Origin of the sequence: Pseudomonas sp. MIL9, assembly GCF_016887925.1 — a bacterium.
Lineage (GTDB): Bacteria > Pseudomonadota > Gammaproteobacteria > Pseudomonadales > Pseudomonadaceae > Aquipseudomonas > Aquipseudomonas mohnii.
In genome coordinates, this window is sequence record NZ_JAFEHE010000028.1 from 13,330 (window position 1) to 26,561 (window position 13,232).

Here is a 13,232-nt window from a genome sequence, read left to right on the forward strand (position 1 = left end):
CAAGATATTATTCGCCCCGACCTAGATATCGACCGGATCGTCGGCGCCTCCTTTGGCTGGCTCGCGCTCGCGACGCTGCTCTTTATGGCCCACGCGTTGTGTCAATTGCTGCCTTTTGTAATAGGCGGCTATCGGCCGATTCTGTTGAAAAAGTCGGTCATCCGAAACGTCCTGATCCTTGAACGGCGAAAACGCTTTTTTTACACGCAGCTACGTGAAATCTGCGTCTGGAAGACTCTGCCGAAGGTGAAGATTTCAATCTCGGCCCCGAACTTTTCAACTGCGCAAACCATGTCCAACTTTTTCAACAAAATCGGCCAAAAGCGGTCGTTTGGGAGAGAACGGATCAGCGCGAAGATGCCGCCAGATCCTCTTCGACGAAGCGCAGCATCGCCTCCGCCAGCGCCTCGCGCGGATAGGCATTCTGTGTCACCAATAGAGAACCCAGGGTCGAATGCGTTCGGGCGATCGGCACTGCCAGGGCCCAATGATCGGCGTTGATATAGCCCATCAGGCGGCTGCCAGGGATTATCTGATCGTAGAAGATCACCTGGCTGTCGTTGCGCGCATCGATGCTCGCCAGCTTGTTGTAACTCGATTTCAGTATGGCCGAGATGTGATCCGGCTGCGGGAAGGTAACGAGCGAATAGTAGTTCAGTTCGGACGGCAGCCGGTACTGCGCCAGCCAGTTCTTGCGCGTTGCGGGTCGCAGGCTGTCGATCGCGCCACCGTCGCCCGAATCGCAGGTCGCACCGGGAAAGTGTCGCAACAGGTCCGCCTGGTACTGCTCGGCATCGTTGGCCAGCGCCGAGCCCCCGACCGAGCCGGCTGCGCTGACCACTGCCGCCACGCGGCCGCGGATTTCCGGGTAATTCACCATCGCTTCGAGAATGTCGGGCGCGCCCTTCGAATAACCGATCAGGACGAGGCGCGGCGGTCCGGCTTCGGCTGGCATCGCCATGATCGCGTCGCGTATTTGCCGAGCGTTCTTTGCGGAACTCGATAAGGCGTCGACCTTGATCTGCGCCAGGTCATAGCCGAACTGACGCAGATGAATCCCTACGCTGCCGGGCGCTTGCAGCCATTGCTCGAAGCATTCGTAGCCGACGCCGGCCACCACAGTGCCGATCAGACGGCGTTTCGATTGACCGAGTTCGACGGGTTTGCCAGTGCCACCCGGTTCGATACCGACGCGCGTCAATGCCTCCTCGCAAGGGCGGCTATCGGGAAGTTCGCTTCCTCGCGTATTGAGGATCGAGCAAAAAATCTCGCGAAAGCGCCCCCGCTTGTCCTGCACGCCGGCCTGCGCCGCAGGGACCAGCACCAGCGGCGGTGTGTCCGTCGAGTAGGCCATCAGCGGCGCGGGTGCGCAGGCGGTGAGTGCATGGCAGCCAGCGATCATCAGCCATGCCATGCCAGCGCTGCGCAACAACGGGTGGGCACCGCGCAAACAGCCGGCCGAGTCATCCTGCCGGCCGAACAGGTTACTTGCGGGCATCGTCGATCTCCTTGCGTGCAGGCGATTGGCGCCAGTCCAGATACGGTTCCCAATCGAGCATCTGCACCTGCGACAGGCTGAGCGGCCGCGTCGCAAAGAACATGACCGCACGCAGACCGTCGCTGAAGTAATGGGCTCCGCTGAACGTCGTTCGCGGTTGTGCCTGGGATACGGGACCGACGCCGGTGACGAACCCGAGCTTGTCCAGACCGGCCGAATACATCATGTCCTGGATCAGGAAATTCCTCGCCTCATCGACGTCCTTATGCAAAACAAGGTTTTGCGCCTCGCGCGGTGCAAAGCGTCCGCCGGTCGGTCGTGCGACCTGCGCGAGATAGACGGAGTGACCGTCGAAGCGCATTGGCGTGATCCACACACGCACCCAGGTCGCCGGCGCTCCGGCTTGCGATTGCTTGCGCACCACGGCATCGGGCATGCGGCCGAATGCACGCTCGACCGCATCCGCGGGGTGCGTGGAACGCCGGTAGCCGCGACGCACAAAGGCGGTGGCGATATCGGCGAACTCGCCGACGAGAATCGCATTGAACGGATCGCCGTTCGCCCTGCCGCTCGCGTCAGCGGCGCAGCAAGGAAGGCGCTCCAGCGCGAAACGCAACGCGGCCAGATCGTCATAGTCCTTGATCTCGGAACCGTGAGGCTGGAACAAGCCTTCGGCAAACCATTTTTCCCCGGCATCGTCCGGCACTCGCAAGAAGAGAGAGAACGGGATCAGCGTCTTTCTCTGCAGCAGATCGATATTCAGCAGCCGCGTAGCGCGCTCCGGGTTGATGAACAGCAAGCCCGCTTTCGTTTCGCCTGGCAGGACGGGATTCTTGAACCCGAGTTGGTCCAGGTGTGCATTGATGCGCGCGTTCGCTGCCGGGGCGAATATCCCGTGCATGGACCAGGCGACTTCGAGTGGCGAGAAATAATCGGGATCGGTTCCCGGCCGCAGCAACATGAGCGGCTCGGCAGTCCGGTTCTGAACTTCGACCCACACAGGCTGCACGCGCGTCTTGTCCAACTCTACCCCCAGCATTTGCCGCCTGTCTTCGGCACTGAGCACGGCGGCGCTGACGCGTATCTCGTGACTGGTGGCCGTCTGCGCACGTTCACGCAATCCGGAGGTACTGAAATCGGCAGGCGCCTGCCAGGTCGAACAAGCAACGGCGAGCGCAAGAGTCGCTGCACAACTCAGGGTGCACAAGCAGCGTATTGCACATCGCAGAGTACCCCTGGCGCGAGGCGCGAATGGCAAGCGGCTCATGGCTTGACCCGCCCCGGTGGTTGTCCGCCATTCTCGTAGATGCCCTGTGATAGAAAGAATTCGATTTGCGCCAGGGAGGTGTGCGTGTGATCGAATACCAGGACACAGCGCAACCCATCCGTGTAGTAAGGATCGGTCGTCAGGTTCTCGCGCGGCGCGCTCTGGGGCGCGGCCCCCACCCCCTTCACAAAACCGAATTTGGCCAGCGTCACGGAATACGCCATATCCTGTGTCAGCGCACTGCGCGCTTCGTCGACGTCAGGGTCGATCTTGTGCGTGGTCAGCGTCGCGGTATGCACGGTCATCCGGCTGCCGATATCACGGCTGATCTGTCCGACCCACACCTGCTTGCCGTGATATTGCATCGGACTCAGCCACAGCCTCAGGTGATTGCGCTGGTGGACGTTGTCACGCGCCTTTTGCAAGGCAAGGTCCTGAGCCCGCCCAAACAGATAGAGATCGCTCACCGGCGCATAGGGATAGCGCTCGCCGGAAAGCGCCGAATTGACCACTTTCATGATCGACCCCGACCACTTCTCCTCGGTCCCACGCCAGCCGCGACGTGCGAATGCGGGAAAGGCATCATCGAGCCCGCCGACGACCACGAGGTTCAGCGGATCGCCGTTTCTGGAACCCTCCTCGTTGGTGACGCAGCACGGCAGAGCCTCCAGCGCCACCTGGAAGCTGGCGTCATCCGTGTAGTTCACAATGTCCTGGGGCGGATAGATGCCCTGCCTGAACACTTCACTGATGTGGTAATCGGTGCGTAGGCCCGGAACGATGGCCAGGACAGAGAAATGCCTCGACCACCCGTCTGCCACCAGATCGAGGTTAACGAACTTGAACCCCTCGTCGAGATTGGTCAACACGAAGCCCGAGGTTGTCGCGCCAGGTGCGACAGGGTTGCGAAAGGCCAGCCAACGAAAGTGCCGGTCGAGCGCATTCCGCTCGTCCTGCGGCGCCCCTGAGAAAAATGCTTCGGCCGCCTCGGATGCGGGGAAGAAATTTGGATCGAGGCCCGGCGAAAGCAGATAGTAGGCGCGGTCTTCCTGATTTTTGACTTCGACCCAGACCGGCTGTATCGATCTATTCGCCAGAGGCACGCCGTAGACCGCTTCGCTTTCGGCGGCCGAGAGTACGGCGGTCGACACGCGCAAGCCACCATCGCTGCGCGTCACGGCGCGGCTCTTGTAGTCAAGGCTCGCCGTTGGCGGAGGCTGAGAGGCGCAGCCAGCGAGCGCCGCTGCGACGGCCGTTGCTGAGAGAACGTGTCTCACCATGCGATGCATCGCGTAACCTCATCAACTGAGCTTTACCAATCTTCGCTGGCGCGCCTACGTAATCCGTAGCTACTACGGACATTGGTTTCTACGTCGCAGCTTTTCATCAGGACCCGCCCCGGGAATTGCGCAGGCTTTTTGGGGTGAGTTTCGCCGCCATGGAAGAATAGTCGAACTATCGGTTGCAGGCCGCTTCGGCCTCTGCAGGTGATACGTCACCGATGGCTCCAGCGCCGTCGATGGTTGCCCTTTCCCGCCCCGCCCCTCTCGGCACGCTGCTGCCGGGTACCGCTGAGACCTCCCAGTGCCATGCAAGAAACTCCCGACAGTATTTAGGGCGTTTTCACACAGCCTGGGTCGATTTATGACTTTCGTAACCGTCAGCTTTGGGTCGATTGTGTTGAAAAAGTCGGTCCTTCCAGACTGTCCACGTATTGACTGCTGAAAATGCCTTTTTTGCGCGCAGCTACGCGAAATCTGAGTACGGAATCCTCTGCTCAAAGTAAAGATTTCAATCTCGGACGCGTACTTTTCTGCCGTGGAAACCATGGCCGACTTTTTCAACAGAATCGGCCGAATTCAGCCTGTCACGACTGCCCGAAATCGACCGATTGTGTTGAAAAAGTCGGTCCTTCTAGACTGTCCACGTGTTGACTGCTGAAAATGCCTTTTTTGCGCGCAGCTACGCGAAATCTGAGTCCGGAATCCTCTGCTCAAAGTAAAGTTTTCAATCTCAAGCGCGTACTTTTCTGCCGTGGAAACCATGGCCGACTTTTTCAACAGAATCGGCCAAAAGCAGACATTCGGGACAGGCTAGCTATGGGCCATTTTCGGAATTTGTTGATGGGGCTGGGGGGCTCCCTTGTCTCATTCTCCAAGGTCCCTCTCTAGGAGCCCTCACACGCCAGTCGTCGCTTCGGCGTAGCTAGGCTGGCTGATAACGCCCTTTTTTCAGCGCAAAAGGGCCAGCGCGAAAGTGGCTGCACAAACAGCAGCCATCCTATACCAGGCCCGGTCGGCTTATTGCCCGGCCTGGCTGACAGGGGTAACGCTGCGGGTGTGATAATCGCCCGACGAGTCCTGGATGCAGTAATTCGGGGACATCGGTTTTTCCTCGCCGGCTTTCAACTCAACCACCTCATTGCGGCACGTTGTCTGGAATGTTTGCGACTGGAATGCCTGCCGGACTTCATAGTCGGCGCCTGCGCGTGGCACGAAACTCACGGGCGCTGAAGAGCAACTGGACCTGGACGTGACGAACGCCACAAACACGATCAGCGGCTGCCCGGCCGGGACCACACGTTCATCGAAGTACCTGCGCGTCTCATCGATCTTCGCGCTGACCGGGGAGGCCGGTATGCCGATGACATTGTTCTGGTAGTCGGAAGGCCACATGCCGAAGATATCCGTGCTCTGACCGCTGGGCACGATACGCGAAGGATTCCATCCTTGCGGCCGCTCGCGGGCGGCCAGCGCTTTTCTGTAAGTGTCGTTGAAATACTGCTCGCAACTTTGGCCGGATACGAAACCTGCGTATGCCCCTTGCCCGCTGATGAGGCGGATGCGCGCCGTACTGGCGGGGTCGTACTTGGCCATCTCGGCCGGGTTCTGGACATCGGTTTTCTTGAAGGTGCACCCCCCGACAGCCAACGGCACGATGAGCAACAGTCCCAGGCGTGCGATGACAGTACCCAAGCCGGTATGAATGGATGAGCGCTTGCTGGCGTCCTGCTTCATTATTTTCTCCCTGTTAGTGGCGCAACCTTGGTGATGACGGGGTTTGGGCAGGCGTTTGCCTTCAAAGTTCGCGGGTTCGCATTGGATTGGGGCAAAGAAAGCATGGCGGCGGCCTTTTCTCTCTCCCGATGTGTCGCGCGTACGGTCTGCCCTGTTATTCTGATTCAGCAATCCGGCGTGTAGATAAGATGTTATACGGCATTATTCAATACGGACAATCAGCCATTGACGCTCTATCAGGCGGCGCTTAAAGATCTTCTTCGGATAGGTCAATGTGCGACGCATTGAGAGGCATGTTAACAGGCTTTGTTTTGCGGCTACGAGGGGCTCATTCCAGGCGTTGGGACGTTCGAAATTTATCTCAGGTGAGCGTCCGCTTCTGGCCGATTGTGTTGAAAAAGTCGATGTTGATATCCTCAACCGTTCTCGTGGACTGATTCTGGATAGATGCTCATGTTGACTGGCTTGAATCATTTTACGTTGGCGGTTGTGAACCTCTCTCGCAGCATTGAGTTTTATGAGGCTCTACCTGGGTTTAGATTGGCTGCCCGCTGGGAGACGGGGGCTTATCTTTCCCTCGGTGATCTCTGGCTTTGTCTGTCTCTCGATGAGAGTCGTGTGGCGGAAAAACAGCCTGATTACACCCACTATGCGTTTTCGGTGGGGCAGGATGATTTTGAAGAAGTCACCGCTTACTTGCGGCTTCGTAACGTTATTGAGTGGAAATCCAATTCGAGTGAAGGTAACTCGTTTTATTTTTCGGATCCCGATGGGCATCGTCTGGAAGTGCATGTAGGCAGCCTCGCTTCAAGGCTTGAGGAATGTCGGCGCCATCCGTATGCAGGTATGGAGTTTTTTGACTGACCGTTTTCGTCTGATTTTATTGAAAAAGTAACTCTGCTATCTGGCCTGCGGCAAAATCTCTACATTGGCCAGCAGGGAAGCAGGGAAGCAGGGAAGCACGCAGCATGATGGGACAGTTATCGAGTGGGCAGGAACGACTGTTTTACTCGTTCAACGTTGAAGATCACATTCCCGCCAATCACCTTCTGCGCAGCATTGATCGGTGTCTTGATCTGAACGACCTGCGCCATTACCTCGCCGACCTCTACAGCCCGATTGGGCGTCCCTCGATTGATCCCGAACTGATGATCCGCATGCTGATCGTGGGCTATTGCTACGGCATTCGCTCCGAGCGGCGGTTGTGCGAAGAGGCTCATTTGAACCTGGCGTATCGCTGGTTCTGCCGATTGAGCCTTGAAGATGAAGTCCCCAATCACTCGACCTTTTCCAAAAATCGACACGGCCGCTTTCGGGACAGTGATCTGTTTCGCTGGTTGTTCAATGAAGTGCTGCGTCGTTGCATGGACGCAGGCTTGGTCAAAGGTGAAGGCTTTGCCGTAGACGCCAGCATTATCAAAGCGGATGCCAGCCGGCAGCGCGGTGTACCGGGTGATGAACCGGTCAACTGGAGCGATCCGGCCCTGAGCACCCGCGCCGTGCGTGAGTATCTTGAGGCACTCGATGAAGAGGCTCTGGCCGAAACGCTACCGAAGCGCCTATCGCTGACTGATCCTCAAGCCCGCTGGACCGCAGCACCAGGTGGCCCAGCGTTCTACGCTTACTCCACGAATTATCTGATCGATACCGAGCACGGCGTGATCATGGATGTGGAACCTACACCGGCTCATCGAACCGCAGAAGTCGAGAGCACCAAGACGATGATCGATCGGGTCGAAGCGCAGTTCGACGTCAAGCCGGAACGCCTGATTGGCGACACCGCTTACGGTACCGCGCCGATGCTGGCCTGGATGGTGGAGGAAAAAGACATCGAACCGCATGTGCCCGTGTGGGACAAAACCGAGCGCAAGAACGACAGCTTTTCGAGTAACGATTTCCACTGGAATGAAGAGACTGAGGAATACCGCTGTCCGGCCGGCAACGCATTGCGCAGCGAATGGAGAGCCTTCAAAAACGAGCGTTCGCACGTCACAAAAGCCAACACCATCATCTTCCGATCCAGACAGGCCGACTGCGTAGCCTGTCCGATGAAGGCCAAGTGTTGCCCCAACACTGCGTTTCGCAAGATCGCTCGCAGCGTCCATGAAGCCGCTCGTGATGTGGCTCGGCGCATCGCAGCGACGCCGGAGTACGTGCGCTCTCGCCACGAGCGTAAAAAGGTCGAAATGTTGTTTGCCCATCTCAAACGCATCCTGAAACTGGATCGCTTGCGACTACGTGGCATGAGCGGTGCGACCGATGAGTTCACGCTGGCCGCTGCGGTGCAGAACCTGCGCCGGCTGGCCAAATTTACCTCTCAAGGTCCACCGGTCACGGGATAGGTGCGCCTGCACTAAGCAAAAAACCTCAAACTAACCCACTGACTGAGTAGCAAAGGTCAACGAAGGGCCGAAAAACCACTCAATGTGGTGAGTCGGTTCTTGGGCGATGGTCGTGTCTGAGTTCAGGTCAGCTGAAAAACCGACTTTTTCAACAGAATCGGCCAGAAACGGACATCCGCCCAGAGCATGCTCCCTGAAGGAAACATAATCCCGCCCTCCTCTTGGCGCAGTTACAACTCACATGCCAGTAGTTATTCGCTGGGGCTGCGTTCAGTCGCTAGCGTCGCCTCTGAATTGGCTTCTCGACTGCTGCTATGCGCTGCAAAATACCGACCTAACTGGCGTCCAAATCGGATACAGGGTTTTTCAATTACGAACCAGGAAATACTGGCCAACGCAAGAGAAACGGCGATCGTAACAGCCTGATTTGCATGAATGCTGAAATTAGGGAATTCGGCGGCTATAACCTTTTGTATTGGCCATCCGAAGACATACACACCATACGAAAAGTCGCCTGGAAGCCGCAATGCCTTGATGGGGTCGGTGGTCATCAGCCAAAGCGCAGTCATCAAAAATGCCGGATAAAACACAAACTGGAACGCCGATCCATGCCGAAATATCCAAGCAAAGAGGATTAAGCCGGAAACCACACGGATATTGATACTTGCCTGGTCTTTATAAAGCGCAAGGAGAGCACCAAAAGCAAAAAAGGCCGGGAGACGCCCACCAATATCTATGTTCATCAGACCAATCAGTTGAATTTCTTCCGGGAAAAACATTGAAGTAACAAGAATTGCGATGAGAACCAACGTCGCGAAGAGCCTATGACGGAATACCCCACAGAGCCCTGCTGCCAGCAACATGGCGTACATAATAAGCTCATATCGGATTGTCCAAATTGATCCGTTGGTCAGCGGGAAGTTGCTATTTTCAAACACGCCAGGCAATGAGTATTGGATATAGGGGTGCCGGAATATTTCTGAAAAAATGGCACTGTCAGCAAAATAACTGTTCAACGGTAGTGTGGTGAGCATCGGTCCAAGCAGTAAGACACAAGCGGCCGCACTAACCAGGATGGCTGGGAACACCCGAAAAAACCGTGCCAGTATAAAATTAAGCGGTGAACTATTGTTTATCCAGCTATTCGTTACAAGAATACCGCTTAAGAAAAAGAAGAATTCAACGGCCAGCGATCCCGAATAGTCAAATCCAAGCAAACCCCCGATAGGCTCTGTCGTCGCGGCCCCAGGAACGAGAGCGTAAGCATGCCCCCAGATGACCGCACATGCAGCGACGAGGCGCAGCAAATCCGCATTGTTATTGTCCCTGAGCAGAGCGTAATTCAGTTTCATTGAAAGGCTCTCGGAATTTGTGCGCGGTGGCAGGACCCGATAACCATCCTGGCAAATTTGCCAGTTGTGGTAGATGTGTCCGATAAGGACTGAGTGTAGACGTCGCCTCAACGCGACTGCTGAACATGAAAAAAAAGACATGTTACATATTCGCAATCCTGGCCGATGACCGGCCCCACTCCGACACACACTTTTCCTCTATTCCTGGCCTATGCATCTATCCCCAACCAGAACAAAAAAATGCCAAAGATCTGGCGCGATTTAGTTGACTACTTTGGCTCGATTACTGCCCTTCGGGACGGACAACAACCGGCCAATAATAATCTCCCGGTTACATACATCAATTTAAGTGCCGATTGACGAGTGCTATCGAACCCTCGATCCGCAACAACTTTCAATCACTCAGAAAATGCCTGCCGGGTTGCAGGTCGACTTGCTGATATTGATCAAGTGAAACCACGAACTCGTTTGACCAGCCAATGAATCCGCGTCAGCTGGCCTCGATGACGGGCCTCAGCGATTGCCGTCGGGGGTCGACTCCCGGCTGAAGGCGTCCAGTTCCTGCACCAGGCCCTTGGCTGCCATCATCACCAGCGCGCGACCTTTTTCCGCTGTTGCCTGGGCCGGGTCCGAACCCATGCGACCATCCGGATGACGTGCGCGGAAGTCTTGCGCTTCGCGGATGGGGCCCCACGCCGCGATCTGCGGCGAATACTCGGCCGATTTGATCGCGTCCGGGTACGCCCATTGAGTCACGGCAATTTCCGACGGGGTGGCATGCACGCCATGGCCCGTTGGAAACTGCTCCCGTGCCAGCTCGCCAATACCTTCCAGGTCCCACCAGTTGCACAGCTTCAGCGCAAACCCCGCCGGACGTCGTGCGAAGCTCGCCTCGGCGTAAAGCTCGGAGAATGCCGCTTCAATCGAGGCGACATTGCCGCCGTGACCATTGAGGAAGAGGATTTTCTCGAAGCCGTGCGCGGCCAGCGACCGCACCCAATCGCCGATGGCGGCGATGAAGGTTGAGGGACGCAGTGAAATGGTGCCCGGAAAACCCAGATGGTGTTGGGCCATGCCAATGTTGAAGGTCGGAGCAATCAGTATGTCCGCTGATTTCTGGGCTTCGTGCGCAATGATTTCCGGGCACATCCAGTCGGTGCCCAAAAGGCCCGTAGGACCGTGTTGTTCATTCGAACCGATCGGAACAACGATGGTACGACTGCGTTGCAGGAATTCGCCAATTTCGGCCCAGGTCGACAGGTGTAAAAGCATTTGAGTTCTCTCCATTGCAAGGTTCCTTGCGGAACACGACGATTCAGTTGAAGTTGCAGTTCGCTGATCACACAGAGTTGTATTGAGGTGCAGAGTGTTCACCCGATAGCGATCGGCTGCGAGTGATGACCATTGCTGCGCAAAGTGATGCGCAGCCAACGGCAACGATGCCCAGGTTCATGGTGCCGGTGGCCGTTTTGGCCCAACCAATGACCGCAGGCCCCCAGAAGCCACCGCACAGGCCGATGGTGTTGATGAAGGCGATGCCGCCCGCCGCGGCTTCGCCCTTGATGTGTTCGGAGGGCATGGCCCAGAACACGGTGTACGCCATGAAAATCGTGGTTGTGGCCCCGGTCAGCAGCCCCAGCGATACCATCAAATGCCCTTCTGCAAATGGAAACGCGAGGAGCAGAACCGCCCCGATGCCCGCAGGCACTGCACAGTGGTAGCGCCTTTCGCCGACGCGATCCGAGCGGCGCCCTATCAGATACATGCCGATTGCAGCCCCGACATAAGGAATGGAGGAATACCAACCCAATCGCAGCGTGTCATCAACACCCTGGGCCCTGAGGATGGCCGGCAGCTAGAAGCTCATGGCGTAGATCGAGAAAATGATGCAGAAGTAAGCCGATGCCAGGACGTAAGTTTTCGGGTCGCGCAAAACGGCCCTGAACGAATGGACTTGCCCCGCTGATGTACCCAGCTCTGCCTCCAGCAGCTTCTTTTCTTCGGCACTCAGCCAGTTGGCGTCCGAGGGCCGATTGGACAGGACAAAGAAGGTCAGGATACCGAGCAACACGCACGGAAGGCCTTCAATCAGAAACATCCACTGCCAGCCGGCCATACCGCCAACGCCGGAAAGCGTGGTCATCAGCCAGGCGGAAAGCGGACCACCGACTATGCCGCCGATGGGCCCGGCGATGAACACGATGGCAATCGCGCGGGCCATACGTGTCGGACCGTACCAGCAAGACAGGTAATAGATCATCCCCGGCGCGAAACCCGCTTCGAATACCCCCAGCAGGAAACGCATCAGGTAGAACGTCGGCACGTCACGGACAAACAGCATGCAGGCCGAGGTGATGCCCCATAACACCAGAATGCGACTGAACGTCTTGCGCGCACCCACCCGGGGAAGCATCAGGTTGCTGGGCAGTTCAAACAACACATACCCCAGAAAAAATATCCCTGCCCCTGCGCCATAAGCCGCGTCGGAAAGCCCGAGATCACTTTGCATCTGCAGCTTGGCGAAGCCGACATTGATGCGGTCCAGATAGGCGAACACATAGCAAATGAACAACAGCGGCAGCAGCCGCCAGTTGAGCTTGCGGTAAAGCGCATTCAGGGCGCCACTTCTTGCCGTCGGTGCAAAGGCTGACATACGGGTCTCCCATTTATTCTTGTTGGCCAGTGGTGGTGCCAACGGATGGTGCCCGGACGACAAAAACCCAGCAAGAGCAACTAAGTTCGCGTACCGTTGCTCTATAGGCAACACAGCTTTCAGGGATGCCCGACATGCGCGAGATCAATCAACAACGGCTTCGGTATTTTCATGAGGTGCTGGTCCACGGCTCGATTCGAGGTGCGGCAGACAGCATCAATACGTCCCCTTCCGTGATCACCCGGCAGATCAAGTTGCTGGAGGAGGAGTTAGGCGCGAGGCTTTTCGAACGGCAGGCCCGCGGTGTCCAGCCGACCGAGGCCGCCGCGCACTTGCTGGAGTTCTGGCGTGGCTACCGATCTCACCAGGAAAAGCTCGAAGACCAGTTACAAGCGATCAAGGGCCTGCAGCAAGGTCATGTGCGTGTGGTGATCAGTGAGGGTTATGTCGATGCCCTGGTCGACAACGTGCTCGCGCCGTTCTGCAAGCAGTACCCGAAGCTCGATGTCACCCTGGACATTCTTCCCGTCGATGACGTGATGAACGAAGTGGCAGAAAACCGCGCGCATATCGGCCTTGCCTATAATCCGCCGCTACACGCGCAGATCGATTTTCGTGCAACCTCATCCCAGCCCGTCATGCTGCTGGTGCGCCCCGATCATCCACTGGCCTTGAACGGTCGTGCGGCCACCGTCGAAGACCTGCTCGCCTGCCAACTGGTCTTGACGCCCACCACGTTCGGCATCGGTCATGCGATAAAAATGCTCGAGTATGCGGAGAAAATCGAGATCCGCCCGGCGCTGGTCAGCAACTCCCTGGCAGCCCTCAAGCGCCTGATCGCTGCGGGAGATTTCGCTTCGTTGCTGGGAGAGTTCGCGGCCTATCGGGAAATTGCCAAGGGCAGCCTGGCGGCGGTCCCCATCGACCACCCGATTTTTCTCGGCGTCGAGGCAAAACTGTTGGTCAAGTCCGGCCGCCCCCTGGCCGCCCCCGCTCAAGAGCTGCTCAACTGGATGCTGCAACGCTTGCCGATGTTCACGCCGGGTGAAGCGGTGTGACGCGGTCGGCCATGACACACGCTTGATTGACGTACCGTTGGTTCA

At 57.3% G+C, this 13,232-nt stretch carries 11 protein-coding genes; 3 read left to right on the plus strand and 8 right to left on the minus strand.

From position 1 onward, the window contains the following. Positions 1-346 precede the first annotated feature (346 nt). The 4 genes from JQF37_RS25895 to JQF37_RS25910 form a co-directional block, all read right to left on the minus strand. Complete coding sequence (locus JQF37_RS25895) at positions 347-1,498, minus strand: hypothetical protein (RefSeq protein WP_204149829.1); 1,152 nt, start codon at positions 1,496-1,498, stop codon at positions 347-349. Further along, complete coding sequence (locus JQF37_RS25900) at positions 1,485-2,618, minus strand: LssY C-terminal domain-containing protein (RefSeq protein ID WP_204149830.1); 1,134 nt, start codon at positions 2,616-2,618, stop codon at positions 1,485-1,487. The genes JQF37_RS25895 and JQF37_RS25900 overlap by 14 nt, the downstream gene beginning before the upstream one ends. 143 nt (positions 2,619-2,761) lie before the next feature. Further along, the gene (locus JQF37_RS25905; protein ID WP_204149831.1) at positions 2,762-3,943 is read right to left on the minus strand and encodes an LssY C-terminal domain-containing protein; all 1,182 of its coding nucleotides are present in this window, start codon (positions 3,941-3,943) and stop codon (positions 2,762-2,764) included. Between the two features lie 1,122 nt (positions 3,944-5,065). After that, positions 5,066-5,782 carry a hypothetical protein gene (locus JQF37_RS25910; RefSeq protein WP_204149832.1) on the minus strand — a complete coding sequence of 239 codons (717 nt, stop codon included), beginning with the start codon at positions 5,780-5,782 and terminating at the stop codon, positions 5,066-5,068. A gap of 453 nt (positions 5,783-6,235) precedes the next feature. Here JQF37_RS25910 and fos point away from each other — a divergent pair, with 453 nt between their 5' ends. Together fos and JQF37_RS25920 are read left to right on the plus strand one after the other, a co-directional pair. Continuing rightward, positions 6,236-6,646, plus strand: a complete 411-nt coding sequence (gene fos, locus JQF37_RS25915; RefSeq protein WP_059181040.1) for a fosfomycin resistance glutathione transferase — start codon at positions 6,236-6,238, stop codon at positions 6,644-6,646. 104 nt (positions 6,647-6,750) lie between these two features. Next, entirely contained in the window at positions 6,751-8,124 is a 1,374-nt protein-coding gene (locus tag JQF37_RS25920; protein ID WP_204149833.1) for a transposase, read from the plus strand. 251 nt (positions 8,125-8,375) lie between these two features. Here the strand turns inward: JQF37_RS25920 and JQF37_RS25925 are convergent, their stop codons facing one another. The 4 genes from JQF37_RS25925 to JQF37_RS31550 form a co-directional block, all read right to left on the minus strand. Next, positions 8,376-9,476 carry an acyltransferase gene (locus JQF37_RS25925; RefSeq protein WP_204149834.1) on the minus strand — a complete coding sequence of 367 codons (1,101 nt, stop codon included), beginning with the start codon at positions 9,474-9,476 and terminating at the stop codon, positions 8,376-8,378. A 513-nt stretch (positions 9,477-9,989) separates the two neighbouring features. Beyond that, on the minus strand, positions 9,990-10,748 hold the full coding sequence (locus JQF37_RS25930) for a creatininase family protein (RefSeq protein WP_204149835.1): 759 nt from the start codon (positions 10,746-10,748) through the stop codon (positions 9,990-9,992). Between the two features lie 67 nt (positions 10,749-10,815). Next, positions 10,816-11,286 carry a hypothetical protein gene (locus JQF37_RS31545; RefSeq protein WP_239142534.1) on the minus strand — a complete coding sequence of 157 codons (471 nt, stop codon included), beginning with the start codon at positions 11,284-11,286 and terminating at the stop codon, positions 10,816-10,818. Positions 11,287-11,331: 45 nt separating this feature from the next. Beyond that, a complete protein-coding gene (locus JQF37_RS31550) occupies positions 11,332-12,129 on the minus strand; it encodes an MFS transporter (protein WP_239142535.1) in 798 nt (265 codons plus the stop codon). 134 nt (positions 12,130-12,263) lie between these two features. On the opposite strand from JQF37_RS31550, the gene JQF37_RS25940 reads away from it, so the two are divergent. After that, entirely contained in the window at positions 12,264-13,187 is a 924-nt protein-coding gene (locus JQF37_RS25940) for a LysR family transcriptional regulator (RefSeq protein WP_204149836.1), read from the plus strand. Positions 13,188-13,232: the final 45 nt, after the last annotated feature.